Below are 18,591 nucleotides of genomic sequence, written 5' to 3'. Positions count from 1 at the left end.
CACAGCGCCCTGTGCCGCTGCTCCCCACCTCCGAGGTGGGGGGGCAGCGGCACAGGGCGTTGATCAGCTCAGGCGGCGCAGCAGCGGGATGGCGTCGCGGAGCCGGTGCTGTTCGGCGGGGGTGAGGCGTTCGGTGAGGGCGGTGGCGATGGCGGCCTCGCGGCGGGCGCGCTGGGCGTGCAGCGCGGCGGTGCCGGCGGGGGTGGCGGCGACCAGGAGCTTGCGGCCGTCGGACGGGTGCGGCTGCTGGGTGGCCAGGCCGGCGTCGGCGAGCAGGGAGACGGTGCGGGCCATCGACTGGTGGCGGACCCGCTGGAGGTCGGCGAGTTCGCTGGTGGTGCGCGGGCCCTCGCGGATCAGCCAGCCGAGGACGGCCGCCTGGTTCTGCGGCAGTTCGTCGTCGGCGCGCAGGGCGCGGACCAGTGTCCCGAGCGCGAGCCGCAGGTCGGCGGCCAGTTCCAGGGCGTCGTGCGGCGGCGGGTCGGTGTCCATGGGAGAAGTCTAGCGCCGAGTTGTGCAGCAGAACTGCACAGTCTTGCTGTATGTTTTTCCCATGCGACTCACCAAATTCGGACATGCGTGCGTACGGATCGAGCGGGACGACACGGTCGTGGTGATCGACCCGGGAATGTTCACCGGGGCCGAGGCCGTGCAGGGCGCCGATGCCGTGCTGATCACCCACGAGCACATGGACCACTTCACCGAGGCCAACCTGCGGGCCGCCGTCGAGGCCAACCCGGGCCTGCGGATCTGGACCAACAGCGCGGTCGCCGCCCAGCTGGACGGCATCGGCGCCCGGGTCACCGTGGTGGGGGAGGGGGACGCCTTCGACATCGACGGCCTCGGCGTCAGCGTGCACGGCGAGTGGCACGCGGTGATCCACCCGGACATCCCCCGGGTGAAGAACATCGGCTTCCTGCTGGACGGTTCGCTCTTCCACCCCGGCGACGCGCTCACCCTCCCGCCGCACGCCGTGGAGACCCTGCTGCTGCCGATCGGCGCGCCCTGGACCAAGGTGGCCGAGCTGATCGACTACACCCGGGAGGCCGGTCCTGGCCGGGCGGTGGCGATCCACGAGGCGGTGCTGAGCGAGGCCGGGCAGATGGTGCACGGGAGGCTGCTCGGCGAGGGCGGCCCCGGCACCGGGGCGCCGTTCTCGCAGCTGGCCGCCGGGGAGTCGATCGAGCTCGGCTGAGCGGGAGCCCCGGGTCCGCCCGGCCGGCCGGGGCCGGGCGGACCCGCGGTGCTCAGACCGGCAGCAGAGCCGGGTCGGCGGCGGGGGTGAACGGACGGCCGTCGAGCGTCCAGTGCGGGTCGGGGGCGATCTCCAGCGCCGCGTACACATGGGCGGCGACATCGGTGTGGTGCAGCGGGAGGACCGGGGCGCCGGGGAGGATGCCGGGGCCCTGGGCGGCGATCCACGCGGTCCGCTCCAGGTCGGAGCGCCCGCCGTGACCGCCCGCGTCGACGTGGCCGTGGTCGGTGACCACGATGACCGTCCACTCCTCGTCGGCGTACGAGGGCCTGCTCCGGACGGCGTCCAGCAGGCGGCCGAGCCGGACGTCGGCGGCCTCGATCGAGCGCCGGTACTCCTCGCCGCAGCCGAGGAAGTGCGCGGTCTCGTCGACCGCGCCGAGGTAGACGAAGGACGCCTGCGGGTCGTCGTCGCTGCGGCCGAGCACGAACGCAGCCTCCGCGGTGACCCGCTCGTCGCAGACCTCCCACGCCTCCGGAGTGTCCTCCAGCGGCGCGATGTAGGACAGCCGGCCGGGGGCGGCGAACAGCGGCCCGCCGCTGCGGGCGAGGAACAGCGGCTCCCAGCCGCCCGCCGCGAAGGTACGGCGGCGGTGGACCGCGGCCAGCCGGGTGGTGAAGTCCGGGAAGACGTCGAGACGGTTGCCGCCGAGGTGGTTGCCGAACACGCCGTGCTTGGCCACGCCGACGCCGGTGACGATCGTCGCCCAGCAGGGGCCGGACATGGTGGGGGTGGCGTCGTCCACCTCGACCCGGGCCAGGAAGCCGGCCGCCGCGACCGAGTCCAGGTGCGGGGTGTGCAGCTCGTCCAGCAGGTCGAGGCGGACGCCGTCGATGCCGACGACCAGGACGCGGCGCGAGCCGGCGGGCCAGAGGCTGGACATGGGACTCCTGTTCTGCGGGGTGCGGGGGCCGACCCGATCGGGTGGTGGACCGTGATCCGGACCCGCGGGTCTGCGTGACCGTTCCCGCCGGTCGGCCGGACGGTCAGACAGACCCTAGCCGCCGCGCCCGCGCCCGACGAGGGCGGAGGTGCGACGCGGGCAGGCGGGAGTTGGCGCGGTGGGCCGAGAGTTCGTCCGATGTTCGGACGGCGTTGGCCTTCCGGGCCTGGGCGCCGGGCGGCGCGGGCCGACCGGTAGCCTGTGCCGCATGCTGAGGATCGGACTGACGGGCGGGATCGGCGCGGGCAAGAGCGAGGTGTCGCGGCAGCTCGCCGAGCTGGGCGCGGTGATCGTCGACTCCGACCTGATCGCCCGTGAGGTGGTGGCCCCCGGGACCGCGGGGCTGAAGGCCGTGGTCGCCGAGTTCGGCCCCGGGGTGCTGCAGGCGGACGGCGCGCTCGACCGCCCGGCGCTCGGCCGGATCGTCTTCGGCGACCAGCAGCGGCTGGCCGCCCTCAACGCCATCGTCCACCCGCTGGTCCGGGCCCGCTCCGCCGAACTCGAGTCCTCCGCCGGGCCGGACGCGATCGTCGTGCACGACGTGCCGCTGCTCGCCGAGAACGGGCTCGCACCGCTGTACGAGCTGGTGATCGTGGTGGACGCGCCGGACGAGGTGCGCCTCGAACGCCTGGTCCGGCTGCGCGGCATGGCCGCGGAGGAGGCCCGCGCCCGGATGGCCGCCCAGGCCACCCGCGAGGACCGGCTCGCCGTCGCCGACCTCGTCATCGACAACGGCGGCACGCTCGACGAACTCGCCCCGCGGGTCCGCCAGGTCTGGGCGAAGCTCACCGAGCACCTGGCGGGCTGACCCGCTCGGGAGGTACCGGCCTGTGCCGGCGCAGGTCAGGCCGTGGCGAGGCTCGCGTGCCGGACGGCCGCGGCCGCCAGGGCCCGGACGATCGGGTGCGGGCGGCTGCCGTCGCCGGCCAGCTCCGGCTGGAAGAGGGTGGCCAGGAAGAACGGGTGCCCCGGCAGCTCGGCGATCCGGATCGCGCCGCTCTCGTCGGCGCCGCTGAACCGGACCCCGTGCGCCCGCAGCACCTCCAGGTGCGCGTCGCCCAGCCCGTACGAGCAGTGGTAGCGCTCGACGGTCCGCTCGGCGCCGAGCACCTCGGCGGCCAGCGAACCCGGATCGACCAGCACCGCGCCCTCGTGCCCGACCAGCGAGCAGGCCAGCGGCACGATCAGCGGGTCGGCGCCCGCGGGGTCGTTCTCGGCATGGCTCGCGGCGGCCAGCCCGCAGACCGCCCGGGCGTACTCCAGCAGCGCGTGCTGGAAGCCTGCACAGGTGCCGAGGAACGGGACGCCCTGCTCGCGGGCGGTGCGGATGGCGGCCAGGGCCCCCGCCTCGCTGCGGTACGGGCTGCCGGGCAGCAGCCAGACCGCGTCGAAGCCCGCCAGCGCGCCGGGCTCGGCGGCGTCCTCGGTGGGGATCCAGTACGCGTCCAGGACCAGCTGGTCGCGGCGGGCCAGCGCGTCGAGCAGGCCGGGGATGCGGGCGTGCGAGCGGACGCTCGGGGAGCGGTCGCCGACCAGGGCGAGCCGTGCGGTGAAGGAGGTCATGCCGCCATCCTGGCCCGCATCCCCGAATCAGGTCCAACGATGATTTCTGACTTGTCCATCAGCACTGCTGATCGCCATGCTGGAGACATGGACCCCCAGCAGCTGCGCACCCTCACCGCCGTCGTCCGGCTCGGCTCGTTCTCCGAGGCGGCCCGCGAACTCGGCTACACCCAGTCCGCGGTCTCGCAGCAGGTCGCCGCACTGGAGGCCGACCTCGGCACCGTCCTGCTGGAGCGGCGGCCGGTGCGGACCACCGAGGCGGGGGAGCGCCTGCTGGAGCACGCCGGGCCGCTGCTGCTGCGCCTCGACGCGGCCCGGGCGGACGTCCGGCGGCTGGCCGCAGCGCCCACCGCCCGGCTGCTGATCGGCGCGGCCGGAGCCTCCGTCACGCCTCGGCTGGCCCACGCCCTGGCCGAGGTCCGATCCGCCTACCCGCGGCTCGACCTGACGATCGACCAGGTGGCGCGGGCCGACATCACAGCGCAGGTCGCCACCGGCGCGCTGGATCTCGGCCTGGTGGACGGCGTGGCCGCGCCGAGCGACCCGCTGGCCCTGCCGGACGCCGGACCGCTGGTCACCGTCGCGGTCGCCGAGGAGCCGCTCGCCGTCGCCCTCCCGGCCGCCCACCCGCTGGCCCGTCGCCCCGGACTCGCCCTCGCCGACCTGGCGGACGCGCGCTGGCTGGACGCGCCGGACGTCGCCATGGACCTGGACCGGCTGCGGACGGTGGCCGGCACAGACGGCTTCCGGGCCGCCGCCCGCTACCGGGGCGGCGAGGTGCGCGGCCTGCTGGCTCTGGTGGCGGCCGGCCACGGCCTCGCCCTGCTGCCCGCCACGGCCGCCGCCGGCGCCGCGGACGTCGCCGCCGTACCGCTGCGCAGCCCGCGGCTGGTGCACCGGACCGAACTGGTCCACGGCAGCCTGCCGGACGGGCCGGCCGCCCTGCTGGTGCGACTCCTGGACGGCGGCCGGCCGGATGGCTTGTCCGTAGGTCCGTCCGCGGGCCGGTCCGCCGGGTTCAGCCCGCTGGCTGGATGAGGTCCCAGCGGTTGCCGTACAGGTCGGCGAAGACCGCGACCGTGCCGTACGGCTCGTGCCGCGGCTCCTCCGCGAACTCCACCCCGGCCGCGACCATCCGGCGGTGGTCGGCGGCGAAGTCCTCGGTGGTGAGGAACAGGCCGACCCGGCCGCCGGTCTGGTCGCCGATCCTGGCCACCTGCTCGGGCTGGGACGGACGGGCCAGCAGCAGACCCGTCTCGGTGGAGCCGCGCGGGGCGACCACCACCCAGCGTCCGCCGCCGGGACGCGGGGAGTCCTCGCGCAGTTCGAAGCCGAGCGCGTCCACGTAGAAGGCGATCGCCTCGTCGTAGTCGGCGACGAGCAGGGCGGTCAGCGAGATGTGTGCCATGCCGCCATGATCGCAGCCGGGTGCGGGCCGCAGAGCGTGGCGGGCCGGGTCGGAGCGGGCCCGGTCAGGGCTTGCGGCCGATGCCCGCCCAGATGCCGACCTGGGCGTCGCTGTCCTGCGGCGCCTCGTCGGGCCGCCAGAGCGGGGCGGTGACCAGACCGGGCTCCACCAGCTCCAGGCCCTCGAAGAAGCGCAGCACCTGCTCGCGGGTGCGCATGGTGAGCTGCGCGGTCGCGTTGCGGTAGATGGCCGGGCCCTTGGCCGCCTGCTCCGGCGTGGAGAAGTCGGCGGTGCCGTGCGACAGGGCCAGGTAGCTGCCCGAGGGCAGCGCGTCGACCAGGGTGCGGACGATCTCGTACGGGTCGTCGGCCTCGTCGATGAAGTGCAGGATGGCGAACAGCAGCAGCGCCACCGGCTGGTCCAGCTCGATGAGTTCGCGCACCTCGGGGGTGGCGAGGATCGCCTTGGGCTCGCGCAGGTCGGCGTGGATCACCGACACCCCGCCTTCGCCCGCACCGGCCAGCAGGGCGCGGCCGTGGACCAGCACGATCGGGTCGTTGTCCAGATAGGCGACCCGGGCGCCGGGCGCCACCTGCCGGGCGATCTCGTGGGTGTTGCCCGCGGTCGGGATGCCGGTGCCGACGTCCAGGAACTGCCGCACGCCCGCCTCGGCGAGGTGCCGGACCGCCCGCTGCAGGAACGAGCGGTTGGCCAGGGCGCTGATCCGCACCAGCGGGCTGAGCGCCATGACCTGCTCGGCCGCCTCCCGGTCGGCGGGGAAGTTGTCCTTGCCGCCCAGGTAGTAGTCGTACATCCGGGCGGGGTGGGGTATCTCCGGCTTCAGGTCGGCGGACGGCTGCGGCTCCCCCTCCGCCGTCATCCAGTCGAGCGAGACATTCTGATGGTCGGTCATCTGATCCCCCGTGGGCCGCGGACGCTCTCCGGGCAGCATAGACGGGAGGGGAGGTGTGCGAGGTCACTCTGCGGACGGCAGGGGCTCCGGACCGCTCGCCGGATCGCGGGTCAGCAGGTACCGGGCGCCCGGACCGGCCTGGGCCGCCCGGTCCTCGGCGTTGTACAGCGCACAGCGGGTCAGCGACAGGCAGCCGCAGCCGATGCAACCCGTCAACTTCCGCTTCATCAGTTCCAGTTCGGCGATCTGACGGTCGATCCTGCGCTGCCACGCGATGGCCACCGCGTTCCACTCCTGGTGGCTCGGCGCCCGGTCGTGCGGCAGTCGGTCCAGCGCGGTGCGGACCTCCTCCAGGGACAGCCCGACCTGCTGCGCGGCCCGGACGAACGCGACCCGGCGCAGCGTCGAGCGGGCGAACCGGCGCTGGTTGCCGGTGGTGCGGTCGGCGTGGATCAGCCCCAGCTTCTCGTAGTAGCGCAGCGCCGAGGTGGCCAGTCCGCTGCGCTCCGCGAGCTGTCCGATGGTGAGCAGGTCGTGCCGGCCGATTCCCATGGCACGCCAGGATAGCGCTTGACTTGAAGTCGACTTCAAGTTGCACGCTCTTGGACATGACCACCGAGACCCCGGCCGTCCCGTACGGCTTCTTGGACCTGCCCCGACTGATGGCGCTGATGACCGGCGACGAGAAGCACGGACCGGCCGCCACCTCCACCCTCGACGCCCTGTGGGTGCTCTACGACCGGGTGCTGCGGGTCACCCCCGAGACCGCCGACCGGCAGGACCGCGACCGCTTCCTGCTCTCCAAGGGCCACGGCCCGATGGCCTACTACGCCGTCCTCGCCGCCAAGGGCTTCCTCCCGGCCGAACTGCTCCCCAGTTTCGGCTCCTACGACTCCCCGCTCGGCCACCACCCGGACCGGCTGCTGGTGCCCGGCGCCGAGATCTCCTCCGGCTCCCTCGGCCACGGCCTGCCACTCGCCGTCGGCACGGCGCTCGGCCTGCGCGCCCAGGGGCTCACCGACCCCGCTGTGTGGGTGCTCATCGGCGACGCCGAGTTCGACGAGGGCAGCAACCACGAGGCCGTCGCCTTCGCCGGCGCCTACGGCCTCGACCGGCTGCACGTGGTCGCCATCGACAACTCCTCCGCCACGCACGGCTGGCGCGGCGGCATGGCCGCCCGCTTCGCCGCCGAGGGCTGGTCCACCGAGACGGTCGACGGCCGCGACCACGACGCCCTCCACCGCGCCTTCACCGCACCCCACCCGGGCCGCCCGCACGCCGTGGTCGCGCGGGTCGAACCCAAGACCGCTGCCTGAACCCGCTCGCCCCTTCTGACTTCTGGATGAGGAACGCCTGATGGACACCATGCGCGAGCGCTTCGCCGCCGTCACCACCGACCTGCTCGACCACGACCCCCGCCTCGCGCTCGTCCTCGCCGACATCGGGGTGGACGCCTTCGCCCCCGCCGCCGCCCGCCACCCCGACCGGGTCGTCAATGTCGGCATCCGCGAACAGCTGCTGATCGGCACCGCCGGCGGACTCGCCCTCACCGGCATGCGCCCGATCGCCCACACCTTCGCCAGCTTCCTCATCGAACGCCCCTGGGAACAGGTCAAGTTGGACCTGGTCCACCAGGGCGTCGGCGCGGTCCTGGTGAGCGCCGCGGGCTCCTACGACTGGCCCGCCGGCGGCCGCACCCACATGGCGCCCGGCGACGTCGCCCTGCTCGACACCCTGCCCGGCTGGACCGTCCACGTCCCCGGCCACCCCGACGAGGCCGAAACCCTGCTGCGGCACGCCGCCGCCGACGGCGACAGCCTCGCCTACGTGCGACTCTCCGCCCACCGCAACGAGCACCCCGTACCGGTCGTCCCCGGCCGCTTCACCCGAGTGCGGGAAGGCAGCCGCGGCGTGGTGCTCGCGGTGGGGCCGATGCTGGACGCCGTCCTCGCCGCGACCGAGACCATGGACGTGACGGTGCTGTACGCCGCCACCGTGCGACCGTTCGACGCCGCCGGGCTGCGCGCCGCGATCGGCGAGCGCGCCGACGTCGTCCTGGTCGAGCCGTACCTCGCCGGCACCTCCGCCACCGCCGCCCACGACGCGCTCGCCGACCTGCCGCACCGCGTGCTCGCACTCGGCGTCCCCAAGGAGGAGCACCGCCACTTCGGCTCCATCCCGGAGCACCTCGCGGCGTACGGGCTCGACGCAACCGCCCTCCGGGCGCGGATTTCCGAGTACGTGTGGTGATGCTTTCGGGGGCTCGGGACTCGCACTCGACTCGTTCCGGTCACGCCCAGCGGCATCCGCCGGGGGACGTCCTCTCGGCGCGGCAGTCTGATCGAACCGGGCGAGACCCTGTATCAGGCGAGCCGTGGCATGACCTCGGACGCGATCCAATCCATCGCCTTCTCCAAGTGTTCGGCTGCAACGGGCATCCACACGGTGGAGACCGTGAGCCCGGCCTCAGCGAGGTCTACGAGGGCTTCGGCGACACTCGCCGCGGTGGGTGAATCGCCGCCGAGCGGCTGTCCTGGAGTCGGAGCGGCCGCGGGGATTCCGGGTGGCGTGAGGAAGGCGGCCGAAGCGAGTGTCAGACGTTCGGCCTGCTGCTCGACGGTGGCGAGTTCGCGCAAGCGGCGCCTCACACCGGTGACTTCCGCGGCATCGGCGCCGGACGGCCCTGGAGCGCGCCTTCGGCGCCCCCTGAGATCGATCCCGAGGAAGCGGCCAGGTCACGATGTCGTCCTGGCCGGCGGACGCGCGCTCACCTCGGCAGTCCACCCATCAACGGGGCAAAGGTTCTCTGATACGGCTAACGGTCCACGCGGATCAGGGCGGTGGAGTCGGGGGCGAGGTAGAGGGTGTCGTCGGTGCCGGGCCAGCAGTCGCCGAAGAGGGCCATTGTGCCGGTGTAGGTGGCGTCGAGGGGGACGGCGAGGGGTTCGGTGCCGCCGAGGCGGACGATGAGGCGGTAGGGGCCGCGGTGGACGGTGAGGCGGCCGTGCTCCGCGTCGTGGTCGACCGTCACCGAGCCGAGGTCGCCGGCCATCAGTTCGGGGTGGTCGCGGCGGAGGCGGATCAAGCGCCGGTACCAGTCGAGGAGTGCGGCGTGGGGCTCGCGGGCGGGTTCGGTCCAGTCGAGGACGGAGCCGAGGACGGTGGCCCTGGCCTGCGGGTCGGGGACGTCCTCCGCGCGCCAGCCGTGCTCGGCGAACTCCCGCCGCCGGCCCTGGCGGACGGCGTCGGCGAGCCGGGGGTCGGTGTGGTCGGTGAAGTACTGCCAGGGGGTGGTGGCGCCCCATTCCTCGCCCATGAACAGCATCGGCGTGAAGGGCGAGGTGAGCACCAGGGCCGCGGCGGCGGCGAGCCGGCCGGGGGAGAGGGTGGCGGAGAGGCGGTCGCCGGTGGCCCGGTTGCCGACCTGGTCGTGGGTCTGGGCGTAGCCGAGCAGCCGGTGCCCGTACGCCGGGGGGAAGGGTCGGCCGTGGTGGCGGTCGCGGAAGGAGGACCGGGTGCCGTCGTGGAAGAAGCCGCGGGTCAGGGTGCGGGCGACGGCGGCGTACGGGTCGGTGGCGAAGTCGCCGTAGTAGCCCTGGGATTCGCCGGTGAGCAGGGCGTGCAGGGCGTGGTGGAAGTCGTCGCTCCACTGGGCGGTCAGGCCGGTGCCGCCGGCCTGGCGGGGGGTGGTGGTGCGCGGGTCGTTGAGGTCGGACTCGGCGATCAGGAACAGCGGGCGGCCGGTGGCGGCGGCCAGGTCGTCGACGGCGGTGGCGAGTTCCTCGAGGAAGGGCAGCGCCCGGTGGTCGACCAGGGCGTGCACGGCGTCGAGCCGCAGGCCGTCGATCCGGTAGTCGCGCAGCCAGGCGAGGGCGCTGCCGATCAGGTAGGCGCGGACCTCGTCGGAACCGGGGGCGTCGAGGTTGACGGCGGAGCCCCAGGGGGTGTGGTGCCGGTCGGTGAAGTACGGGCCGAAGGCGGGGAGGTAGTTGCCGGAGGGGCCGAGGTGGTTGTGGACGACGTCGAGGATCACGCCGAGGCCCCGGCGGTGGCAGGCGTCGACGAAGCGCTTGAGGCCGTCCGGCCCGCCGTACGGCTCGTGGACGGCCCAGAGCGAGACGCCGTCGTAGCCCCAGCCGTAGCGGCCGGGGAAGGGGCAGACCGGCATCAGCTCGACGAAGTCGACGCCGAGGTCGACCAGGTGGTCGAGGCGGTCGGCGGCGCCGTCGAAGGTGCCGTCGGGGGTGAAGGTGCCGATGTGCAGCTCGTACACGACGGCGCCGGGCAGCGGACGGCCGTGCCAGGGGGTGTCGGACCAGCGGAAGGCGGCGTGGTCGACCGGTCGGCTCAGCCCGTCGGGGCCGTCGGGCTGGTGGGCGGAGCGCGGGTCGGGCAGGGCGCGGCCGCCGCCGAGGCGGAAGCCGTAGTCGCCGTCGGGGGCCTCGCCCTGCCACCAGCCGGGCCGGTCCGGCACCCGGGCCATTGGGTAGGGAATGGCGCCGACCTCCACCTCCACCACCACCGCGTCCGGGGCCCAGACCTGGTAGCTCGTCACGAGACCTCCGTCAGCAGGGCGACCGGGTAGCGGCCGAGCAGGTACGAGACCTCCACCGGGCCGGCCAGGAAGTGGCGTTCGGTGAGCTGGTCGGTCCAGCGGCCGGGCGGCAGTTCCAGCACCGTGTCGCGCCAGCCGCCGGCCCGGTGCAGCCCGTACGGGAGCCGGGTGGCGGCGGCGATCAGCTTCTCGCCGCGGCCGAGGGCGAGCAGGTGGTCGGCCGAGGGCCCGGTCGCGGTGATCGGCCGGTACGGACCGAACGGGTGGGTGCGGCGCAGGTGCAGGGCGGTGGTGGTCAGGTGGAGCTTCTCCCGGGCCAGGTCGTCCGAGCGGTCGGCGGGGGAGTCGGTGAGCCGGACGGCGAGCGCGCCGAGGTCGACCGGAGCCCGGTTGTCGGGGTCGACCAGGGTGTACAGCGGCTCCTCGCTGCCCTGGTAGAGGTCGGGCACGCCGGGCACGGTGAGCTGGAGCAGGGCCGCGGCCAGGGTGTTGCTGCGGGCGAACGGCGCCAGCAGCTGGACGAATCCGGCGATCCGCGGGGAGAGCCCGGGGTTGGCCAGGGCGCCGCGGACGTACTCGGTCAGCCAGTGCTCGTAGCGCTCGTCGGGTTCGGCCCAGGAGGTGCGGCGCTTGGCCTCGCGGGCCGACTTGAGGGCCACCCCGACCAGCCGCTCGGCCGAGGCCGGCCACGAGGCGACCATGGTCTGCCACAGCAGCCAGGCGGTCGGCCGGTCCGGGCAGGGTCCGGCGGCAGTCGTCCAGGCGGCGCACTCGGCCGCCCACGCCTCGGGCAACTCGGCGAGGACGGCGAGCCGGGCCCGGGCGTCGGCGCTGCGCTTGGTGTCGTGGGTGGACAGTGCGGTCATCGCGCCCGGCCAGTGCTCCTCGCGCTCGGCGCACCAGCGGTGGAAGTCGGCCGGGGTCACCCCGGGGTGGCCGGGCTGCCCGCCGACCTCGTTCAGGCTGAGCAGGGCGTTCCAGCGGTAGAAGGCGGTGTCCTCGACGCCCTTGGCGGCCACCGCCGACGCGGTCTGGGCGAAGCGGACGCAGAACTCGTCCTTGGCGTCGCCGCGGCCGAGGCGCCCGAGCGCCAGGTCGCGCAGCAGCCGCCCGGTGGCGTCCCCGGGCGCGGCCTCGCCCAGGTGGGCGACGGCCTCCGCCGGGGCGCTCTCGCCGGGCACCACGTACGGCCGGTACACCGGGTGGTCGGTGAGCAGCTCGGTCAGCGCCCGGCGCAGGTCCAGCGCCGGGTGGTCGGCCAGCGCGGGTTCGGCGGCGCAGATCCGGGTGGCGAGCCGGACCAGCCGGTCGGTCTCGGCGGCCAGTTCCCCGCCGGGCGCGGTCAGCTCGGCCCGGCCCTGGCGGGCGGCCCCGGCGGCGTCGGTCCGGTCGGCGACGTCGCGCTGGTAGGCGGCGACCAGCCGCTCGGCGCCGGCGTGGTCGGTCAGCACCCCGTCGATCCGGCGCAGCGCGTCGTAGCCGGTGGTGCCCGCGCACGGCCAGTCGGCGGGCAGTCGCTCCTCGCCGGTGAGGATCTTCTCCACCACCGTGTACGCGCCGCCGGTGGCCTCGGCGAGCCGGCGCAGGTAGCCGCGCGGGTCGGCGAGGCCGTCCGGGTGGTCGATCCGGAAGCCGTCCAGCACGCCGTCGGCGTGCAGCCGCAGCAGGACGGCGTGGGTGGCCTCGAAGACCTCCGGCACCTCCATCCGGACCGCGATCAGCTCGTTGACGGTGAAGAAGCGCCGGTAGTTCAGCTCCCCGTCGGCCAGCTTCCACCAGGACAGCCGGTACCACTGCCGCTCCAGCAGCTCGGGCAGCGGGAAGGCCTCGGTGCCGGGCCGCAGCGGGAAGGCGTGCTCGTGGTAGCGGAGGGTGTCGCCCTCCACGGTGAGCTGGTCGAGCACGGCGCCGAGCCGGTCGCCGAGCAGCGGCAGCAGCAGCCGGCCGCGCTCGGGGGCGTCGACCGGGCCGGGCTGCGCCGTCCAGTCGATGTCGAACCAGGCGGCGTAGGGCGAGTCGGGGCCGTCCTTCAGCACCTGCCAGAGCGGCTGGTTCAGCCGCTCGGGGACGGGCAGCGCCATGTGGTTGGGCACCACGTCGGCGATCAGGCGCAGCTCGTGCCGGTGCGCCTCGGCGGCCAGCGAGCGCAGGGCCGCCTCGCCGCCGAGCTGCTCGCTGATCCGGGTGTGGTCGACGGTGTCGTACCCGTGGGTGGAGCCGGGCGCGGCCTCCAGCAGCGGGGACAGGTGCAGGTGGGAGACGCCGAGGGCGGCCAGGTAGGGCACCGCGCGCTCGGCGTCGTGCAGGCTGAAGCCCGGCTGGAGCTGCAGCCGGTAGCTGGCCGTCGGAGGTCGGGCGGCGGCGGGGGTCATGCCCTCATGCCTACCCGGCGGACCCGTCCGGTATGGCCTTGGACTGGGCCGATCGGAGGAGCACCCGGGCTCGGCCCGGTCAGGCGGGACGTTGGAGCACCATCAGCGAGCGGTCCGGGAGCCACAGGCTGTCGCCCGCCTTCACCCGGCTGCCGGTGCCCGGTGCGGGCAGCGTCGCCAGCGTGGTGTCGACCACCACCACCCAGGCCTCGCCGTGGCCGGCCGGGACGGTGAACTCCAGCGGCTCGGAGTGGGCGTTGAACATCAGCAGGAAGGAGTCGTCGACGATCTTCCCGCCGCGCCGGTCCGGCTCGGAGATGGCGTTGCCGTTGAGGAAGACGGTCAGCGACTTGGCGTAGCTGGTGAGCCAGTCCTGCTTGGTCATCTCCTCGCCGGACGGGGTGAACCAGGCGATGTCGGTGAGGTCGTCGTGCGTCCCGGACACCGGGCGGCCGTGGAAGAAGCGCCGGCGCCGGAACACCGGGTGGTCGCGGCGCAGCCAGATCATCCCCTGGGTGAACTCCAGCAGCTCGGCCTCCGGCCCCGGGCCCTCGGGCCAGTGCACCCAGGTCAGCTCGCCGTCCTGGCAGTAGGCGTTGTTGTTGCCCTGCTGGGTGCGGCTCAGCTCGTCGCCGTGGGAGAGCATCGGCACGCCCTGGGAGAGCATCAGGGTGGCGATGAAGTTGCGCTGCTGGCGGGCGCGCAGCTCGGTGACCCCGGGGTCGTCGGTCTCGCCCTCCGCCCCGCAGTTCCAGGACCGGTTGAAGGACTCGCCGTCCCGGCTGTCCTCGCGGTTGGCCTCGTTGTGCTTCTCGTTGTAGGAGACCAGGTCGCGCAGGGTGAAGCCGTCGTGGCAGGTGACGAAGTTGATCGAGGCGATCGGGCGGCGGCCGTCGTCCTGGTAGAGGTCGGAGGAGCCGGTCAGGCGCGAGCCGAACTCGGCCAGCATCGCGGTCTCGCCCCGCCACAGGTCGCGGACGGTGTCCCGGTACATGCCGTTCCACTCGGTCCACAGCGGTGGGAAGTTGCCGACCTGGTAGCCGCCCTCGCCGAGGTCCCACGGCTCGGCGATCAGCTTGGCCTGGGAGACCACCGGGTCCTGCTGCACCAGGTCGAAGAACGAGGACAGCCGGTCCACCTCGTGGAACTGCCGGGCCAGGGTGGCCGCCAGGTCGAAGCGGAAGCCGTCCACATGCATCTCGGTGACCCAGTAGCGCAGCGAATCCATGATCATCTGAAGCACGTGCGGGCTGCGCATCAGCAGGCTGTTGCCGGTGCCGGTGGTGTCCTCGTAGAACCGCTGGTCCTTGGCCAGCCGGTAGTACGAGACGTTGTCCAGACCGCGGAAGGAGAGCGTCGGGCCCAGGTGGTTGCCCTCGGCGGTGTGGTTGTAGACCACGTCCAGGATCACCTCGATCCCGGCCGCGTGCAGCGCCTTCACCATCGACTTGAACTCCTGCACCTGCTGGCCGCGGTCGCCGTGGGAGGAGTACGAGGAGTGCGGGGCGAAGAAGCCGATGGTGTTGTAGCCCCAGTAGTTGGACAGGCCCAGGTCCCGCAGCCGGTGGTCGCGGACGAACTGGTGCACCGGCATCAGCTCGATCGCGGTCACCCCCAGCTTGGCCAGGTGCTCGATCACCGCCGGGTGCGCCAGACCCGCGTAGGTGCCCCGGATCTCCTCCGGGATGCCCGGGTGCAGCCGGGTCAGGCCCTTCACATGGGCCTCGTACAGCACCGTGCGGTGGTAGTCGGTGCGCGGCGGCCGGTCGGTGCCCCAGTCGAAGTACGGGTTGATCACCACCGAGTGCATGGTGTGCGGCGCCGAGTCCAGGTCGTTGCGGCGCTCCGGCGCGCCGAAGTGGTAGCCGTACACCGACTCGTCCCAGTCGATGTGGCCGCTCATCGCCTTCGCGTACGGGTCCAGCAGCAGCTTGGCGCTGTTGTGCCGCTGCCCCAGGCCGGGGTTGAACGGTCCGTGCACCCGGAATCCGTACCGCTGGCCCGGCTGCACCCCCGGCAGGTAGGCGTGCCGGACGAAGGCGTCGGTCTCCCGCAGCTCGACGGCGGTCTCCGAACCGTCCTCGCCGATCAGGCAGAGCTCGATCCGGTCCGCGCTCTCGGAGAACACGGCGAAGTTGGTACCGGCCCCGTCGTACGTGGCACCGAGCGGGTACGGCTGCCCTGGCCAGACCTGCATGTGACCTCAACTTCCCTGTGGCAGACGGGAACCGGCACTCCACCCGGGACTTCCCGGCGCAGCGCCCGAACATGTGCGCCCCGTGCGCGGCGTGACGTACGGCACATGTCGCATACTCCCCGGCGCCCGGCCGAAGACTGCGCCCATTTGCCACTTGTTCGCCCGAACGGGTGTCCGTGGCGTCCCGGTGACCGCCCGGTGACGGCGTGTCGACGGGCCGGGGGCGCACCGGTCGAACCGCGCCGGGTCGCTGCCGCCAACGACTGCCGCCCGCGCGCGCCGGGCGATACCCTTGATCGTCCGGGGCGCCGTACCCGGAGCCCATGCGGATACAGGCTCTGCCAGGCCCGCCATGGTTGAGACTGTGTCAGTGGACGTGCCGTCACCCCCGACGGGGGCGGGCGGGCGAGAGGTGAGGTAGCGCATGGGGTTCCCCGCCGGCGGCAGGGGCGGCGGTCCCGACGGCCCCGATCCGCTCGGTCCCCTCGGCCCGATCGGCCCGCAGGGCCCCCACGGTCCGCTCGGCCCGCACGGCGTGCTCGGTCCCCACGGTCCCCTCGGCCCGCGCAGCGAGGCGCCCACCCTGGTGATCCGGCCTGGCAGCCCCGGCCGCGGCCCGCTGCCCGGCCAGGGCGGCCCGGTCGACGGACCCGCCCTCGCCTGGGCCCCCGGCGAGTGGGAAGGCGCCTACCGCCGGGTCCGCCTCGCCGGCCGCGCCTACGTCTGGCTCAACCTGGTCGAACAGCGCCTGCGCGCCCTCGTCGACGAGATCCTCCGCCCCGTCTACGCCCCCGCCCACGGCGAGGACTGGGTCATCGCCGCCGCCGGCCCCGCCGGCGAGGAATGGGTCCACCGGGCCGGCGCCGTCCGCGAGGTCAGCCGCCGCAAGGGCTACCTCCTCGACCCCGCCGACGACGACCCGCTCGTCTTCCTCACCCTGCCCCAGCTGCGCGAACTCATGGTCCAGCACTGGCCCTGCTTCGAGCCCTACCTGGTCGACCGCCGCGAGGTCGAGATGGCCCTCGACGAACTCGAGGTCGCCCGCCACGTCGTCTCCCGCAACCGCAGCCTCTCCCAGACCGTCCTCGACCAGACCGAGCGGGCCGCCGCCCGACTCCTCGCCCTGCTCGACGGCAGCCACGGCGGCCTGCCCGCCGACGTCGTCGAGGAACTCGTCGCCGGACGCTACGCCGACGTCGTCGCCGTCCACGCCGACCGGGTCCGCCTCCAGCGCGACCTGCCCGTCGAGGACCTGCTCGACGGCGCCCGCCGACTCGACGCCGTCGGGATCGGACTCGGCATGCTGTGCCAGAACTACACCGGCAAGCGACTCGTCCGGCTCGCCAGCGAAGGGTGCCGGGTCCGGCTGCTCTTCCTCAACCCGGCGAGCAGCGCGGTGCGCCGGCGCGAACGCGAACTCGGCCTCGGGCGCGGCGAACTGGGCCGCTCGATCGAGATGAACATCATGCACGTCCGGCGGGTGCGGGCCCGGCTCCGCGACCCCGGCGGCTTCGAGATCCGGGTCTTCGACGAGATGCCCCGCTTCACCGCCTACCTGGTCGAGGGCCCCCGCGTCGCCGGCCCCGGCGGCGGCCGCCGCCGCTCCTCGGACCTCGGCGTCGTCCAGCCCTACCTCCGCCGCGCCCGCGGCATCGAATCCCCGGCCCTCGTCCTGCGCGGCGCCTCCACCGACCAGGAACCGGGACTCCTGGAGGTCTACCGCGAGGAGTTCGAGGGCGTCTGGGCGGACTCCCGCGCGGTGTCCTAGGCCACTCTGCGACGTCGGCGCACCACCAGGGGCTCGGGGAACAGCGAGGCCGACCACGGGAATGGGTGCCTGGCGTTGGTGCGCCGACCCTGGGAGTGGGCTCGGGACGCAAGGCGACTGCGGGTGGTGGGTGGTTTGTCGCGCAGTTCCCCGCGCCCCTGAAGACAAGCGGTGGCCCGGCGGTTAGGCATACCGGGCGGTTGGTCGTGTGCGGAGGGATGTGGCGCGCGGCGCGGTGGCGGGGCGGCTGGTAGGAAGCGGATGTGATCGTCGTACCGCTCCCGAACCGGAAGGCCGCCCGATGACTGCACAGACCGCCGCTGCCGGCTCCTGCCCGTTCGCCTTCGGGCGGCGCGGATTCGTCAGAGCGGCGGTCGGCGCGGGCGCGGCCCTGACGGTCGGCGCCGCGACACCGGCGGTCGCGGTCGCGGTCGCGGCAACGGCCGAGCACCCCGGGCCCCGCCGTACCGTCCCCTTCCACGGCGCGCGGCAGGCGGGTATCACCACCCCCGCCGCCGGGTTCGCCGCGTTCGCCGCGTTCGACGTCCGGGCCAGGGGCCGGGCCGGGTTGGAGACGCTGCTGCGCACTGTCACCGACCGCGCCCGCTTCCTCACCGCGGGCGGCACCCCGCCCGCCGACGGACCCGCCGACAACGGCGTGGTCGGGCCGAGCGTGCCCGCCGACAACCTCACCCTCACGGTCGGGGTCGGCGCGTCCCTGTTCGACGACCGGTACGGCCTCGGCGCGGCGAAGCCCGTCCGGCTGGGCCCGATGCCAGCGTTCCGCGGCGACCGGCTGCGCCCGGCCGAGACCGGCGGCGACCTCTCGCTGCAGATCTGCGCCGACAGCCGCGACACCGTGCTGCATGCCCTGCTCGACGTCGTCCGGGCGGCGAACGGGGCGCTGCGCCCCCGCTGGCGGCTGGACGGCTTCCGCAACGAGGCCCGCCCGGACGGCGCCCAGCGCAACCTGATGGGCTTCAAGGACGGGATCGTCAACCCCGACACCGCCGACGAGCGCCGGATGGACCGGGTGGTGTGGGTCGCCGACGGCGGCGGCGAGCCCGCGTGGGCGGGCGGCGGGACGTACCAGGTGCTGCGGACCATCCGGATGCGGGTGGAGGCGTGGGAGAACCTCCCGGTCGAGACCCAGGAACGGATCATCGGCCGCCGCCGCGACACCGGCGCGCCCCTCGACGGCCTGCTCGAAACCGACCTGCCCGACTACACCAAGGACCCGGACGGCCTGGTCACCCCGCGCCGGGCCCACATCCGGCTGGCCAACCCGCGCACCGCCGACACCGACGACTCCCTGCTGCTGCGCCGCGCGTACAACTACGACCGGGGCGTCGACCGTGACGGGACCCTCGACATGGGCCTGCTGTTCTGCTGCTACAACCAGGACCTCGCCCGGCAGTTCGAGACCATGCAGCGGCGGCTGGTCGGCGAGCCGCTGGCCGACTACCTGACCGTCACCGGCGGCGGCTACTTCTTCGTCCTGCCGGGCATCGCCGACGCCGCCGACTGGTACGGCCGGACGCTGCTCGCCGCCGGCGGGACCGGCGGCTGAGCCCGCAGCCGGAACGCCCGCCGTCGGGGTTGTCACTGCCGCACGCG

At 74.1% G+C, this 18,591-nt stretch carries 17 protein-coding genes; 7 read left to right on the top strand and 10 right to left on the bottom strand.

Annotation, left to right across the window (positions count from 1 at the left end; all coding sequences use genetic code 11):
- Positions 1–63: 63 nt before the first annotated feature.
- A complete protein-coding gene (locus tag FHR36_RS28825; protein ID WP_253801775.1) occupies positions 64–492 on the bottom strand; it encodes a MarR family winged helix-turn-helix transcriptional regulator in 429 nt (142 codons plus the stop codon).
- Between the two features lie 61 nt (positions 493–553).
- Between FHR36_RS28825 and FHR36_RS28820 the strand changes: the two genes are divergently transcribed.
- The gene (locus tag FHR36_RS28820) at positions 554–1,195 is read left to right on the top strand and encodes an MBL fold metallo-hydrolase (RefSeq protein WP_253801773.1); all 642 of its coding nucleotides are present in this window, start codon (positions 554–556) and stop codon (positions 1,193–1,195) included.
- A gap of 52 nt (positions 1,196–1,247) precedes the next feature.
- Here the strand turns inward: FHR36_RS28820 and FHR36_RS28815 are convergent, their stop codons facing one another.
- Entirely contained in the window at positions 1,248–2,138 is an 891-nt protein-coding gene (locus tag FHR36_RS28815; RefSeq protein ID WP_308199666.1) for an alkaline phosphatase family protein, read from the bottom strand.
- A gap of 268 nt (positions 2,139–2,406) precedes the next feature.
- Between FHR36_RS28815 and coaE the strand changes: the two genes are divergently transcribed.
- The gene (gene coaE / locus FHR36_RS28810) at positions 2,407–3,006 is read left to right on the top strand and encodes a dephospho-CoA kinase (RefSeq protein WP_253801771.1); all 600 of its coding nucleotides are present in this window, start codon (positions 2,407–2,409) and stop codon (positions 3,004–3,006) included.
- A 35-nt stretch (positions 3,007–3,041) separates the two neighbouring features.
- Here the strand turns inward: coaE and FHR36_RS28805 are convergent, their stop codons facing one another.
- Positions 3,042–3,761 (bottom strand): CTP synthase C-terminal region-related (seleno)protein, encoded by a 720-nt coding sequence (locus FHR36_RS28805; RefSeq protein ID WP_253801769.1) that lies wholly within the window; start codon positions 3,759–3,761, stop codon positions 3,042–3,044.
- An 87-nt stretch (positions 3,762–3,848) separates the two neighbouring features.
- Between FHR36_RS28805 and FHR36_RS28800 the strand changes: the two genes are divergently transcribed.
- Positions 3,849–4,799 (top strand): LysR family transcriptional regulator, encoded by a 951-nt coding sequence (locus FHR36_RS28800; RefSeq protein WP_253801767.1) that lies wholly within the window; start codon positions 3,849–3,851, stop codon positions 4,797–4,799.
- Here FHR36_RS28800 and FHR36_RS28795 read toward each other — a convergent pair.
- From FHR36_RS28795 to soxR, 3 genes are all read right to left on the bottom strand, one after another.
- Positions 4,780–5,169, bottom strand: a complete 390-nt coding sequence (locus FHR36_RS28795; RefSeq protein WP_253801765.1) for a VOC family protein — start codon at positions 5,167–5,169, stop codon at positions 4,780–4,782. The genes FHR36_RS28800 and FHR36_RS28795 overlap by 20 nt on opposite strands.
- 64 nt (positions 5,170–5,233) lie before the next feature.
- Positions 5,234–6,082: an SAM-dependent methyltransferase gene (locus FHR36_RS28790; RefSeq protein ID WP_253801763.1), complete on the bottom strand. Its 849-nt coding sequence runs from the start codon at positions 6,080–6,082 to the stop codon at positions 5,234–5,236.
- 63 nt (positions 6,083–6,145) lie between these two features.
- Positions 6,146–6,634 carry a redox-sensitive transcriptional activator SoxR gene (soxR, locus tag FHR36_RS28785; RefSeq protein WP_253801762.1) on the bottom strand — a complete coding sequence of 163 codons (489 nt, stop codon included), beginning with the start codon at positions 6,632–6,634 and terminating at the stop codon, positions 6,146–6,148.
- Between the two features lie 56 nt (positions 6,635–6,690).
- Here soxR and FHR36_RS28780 point away from each other — a divergent pair, with 56 nt between their 5' ends.
- Complete coding sequence (locus tag FHR36_RS28780; protein WP_253801761.1) at positions 6,691–7,398, top strand: thiamine pyrophosphate-binding protein; 708 nt, start codon at positions 6,691–6,693, stop codon at positions 7,396–7,398.
- A 40-nt stretch (positions 7,399–7,438) separates the two neighbouring features.
- Complete coding sequence (locus FHR36_RS28775; protein WP_253801760.1) at positions 7,439–8,332, top strand: transketolase family protein; 894 nt, start codon at positions 7,439–7,441, stop codon at positions 8,330–8,332.
- A 113-nt stretch (positions 8,333–8,445) separates the two neighbouring features.
- On the opposite strand, the gene FHR36_RS28770 is transcribed toward FHR36_RS28775, so the two are convergent.
- From FHR36_RS28770 to glgX, 4 genes are all read right to left on the bottom strand, one after another.
- The gene (locus FHR36_RS28770) at positions 8,446–8,718 is read right to left on the bottom strand and encodes a hypothetical protein (RefSeq protein WP_253801759.1); all 273 of its coding nucleotides are present in this window, start codon (positions 8,716–8,718) and stop codon (positions 8,446–8,448) included.
- 179 nt (positions 8,719–8,897) lie between these two features.
- Entirely contained in the window at positions 8,898–10,637 is a 1,740-nt protein-coding gene (gene treZ / locus FHR36_RS28765) for a malto-oligosyltrehalose trehalohydrolase (RefSeq protein WP_308199665.1), read from the bottom strand.
- Entirely contained in the window at positions 10,634–13,009 is a 2,376-nt protein-coding gene (gene treY, locus FHR36_RS28760) for a malto-oligosyltrehalose synthase (protein WP_253801758.1), read from the bottom strand. Before treY ends, treZ begins: the two co-directional genes overlap by 4 nt.
- A gap of 79 nt (positions 13,010–13,088) precedes the next feature.
- Complete coding sequence (glgX, locus tag FHR36_RS28755) at positions 13,089–15,206, bottom strand: glycogen debranching protein GlgX (protein WP_253801757.1); 2,118 nt, start codon at positions 15,204–15,206, stop codon at positions 13,089–13,091.
- A gap of 424 nt (positions 15,207–15,630) precedes the next feature.
- Here glgX and FHR36_RS28750 point away from each other — a divergent pair, with 424 nt between their 5' ends.
- Positions 15,631–16,974: a DUF5919 domain-containing protein gene (locus FHR36_RS28750; protein ID WP_253801756.1), complete on the top strand. Its 1,344-nt coding sequence runs from the start codon at positions 15,631–15,633 to the stop codon at positions 16,972–16,974.
- 301 nt (positions 16,975–17,275) lie between these two features.
- Positions 17,276–18,544 (top strand): Dyp-type peroxidase, encoded by a 1,269-nt coding sequence (locus FHR36_RS28745; RefSeq protein WP_253801754.1) that lies wholly within the window; start codon positions 17,276–17,278, stop codon positions 18,542–18,544.
- Positions 18,545–18,591 lie beyond the last annotated feature (47 nt).

The sequence above is a fragment of the Kitasatospora cinereorecta genome (genome assembly GCF_024172095.1).
Lineage (GTDB): Bacteria > Actinomycetota > Actinomycetes > Streptomycetales > Streptomycetaceae > Kitasatospora > Kitasatospora cinereorecta.
This window is presented reverse-complemented; position numbering and strand designations above follow the sequence as displayed.

Coding starts and splice junctions, on each gene's coding strand:
- FHR36_RS28750 (WP_253801756.1), top strand. CDS start 15,631: ATGGGGTTCCCCGCCGGCGGCAGGGGCGGCGGTCCCGACGGCCCCGAT.
- FHR36_RS28825 (WP_253801775.1), bottom strand. CDS start 492: ATGGACACCGACCCGCCGCCGCACGACGCCCTGGAACTGGCCGCCGAC.
- glgX (WP_253801757.1), bottom strand. CDS start 15,206: ATGCAGGTCTGGCCAGGGCAGCCGTACCCGCTCGGTGCCACGTACGAC.
- soxR (WP_253801762.1), bottom strand. CDS start 6,634: ATGGGAATCGGCCGGCACGACCTGCTCACCATCGGACAGCTCGCGGAG.
- FHR36_RS28745 (WP_253801754.1), top strand. CDS start 17,276: ATGACTGCACAGACCGCCGCTGCCGGCTCCTGCCCGTTCGCCTTCGGG.
- FHR36_RS28820 (WP_253801773.1), top strand. CDS start 554: ATGCGACTCACCAAATTCGGACATGCGTGCGTACGGATCGAGCGGGAC.
- coaE (WP_253801771.1), top strand. CDS start 2,407: ATGCTGAGGATCGGACTGACGGGCGGGATCGGCGCGGGCAAGAGCGAG.
- FHR36_RS28775 (WP_253801760.1), top strand. CDS start 7,439: ATGGACACCATGCGCGAGCGCTTCGCCGCCGTCACCACCGACCTGCTC.
- FHR36_RS28800 (WP_253801767.1), top strand. CDS start 3,849: ATGGACCCCCAGCAGCTGCGCACCCTCACCGCCGTCGTCCGGCTCGGC.
- FHR36_RS28805 (WP_253801769.1), bottom strand. CDS start 3,761: ATGACCTCCTTCACCGCACGGCTCGCCCTGGTCGGCGACCGCTCCCCG.
- FHR36_RS28780 (WP_253801761.1), top strand. CDS start 6,691: ATGACCACCGAGACCCCGGCCGTCCCGTACGGCTTCTTGGACCTGCCC.
- FHR36_RS28795 (WP_253801765.1), bottom strand. CDS start 5,169: ATGGCACACATCTCGCTGACCGCCCTGCTCGTCGCCGACTACGACGAG.
- FHR36_RS28790 (WP_253801763.1), bottom strand. CDS start 6,082: ATGACCGACCATCAGAATGTCTCGCTCGACTGGATGACGGCGGAGGGG.
- treY (WP_253801758.1), bottom strand. CDS start 13,009: ATGACCCCCGCCGCCGCCCGACCTCCGACGGCCAGCTACCGGCTGCAG.
- FHR36_RS28815 (WP_308199666.1), bottom strand. CDS start 2,138: ATGTCCAGCCTCTGGCCCGCCGGCTCGCGCCGCGTCCTGGTCGTCGGC.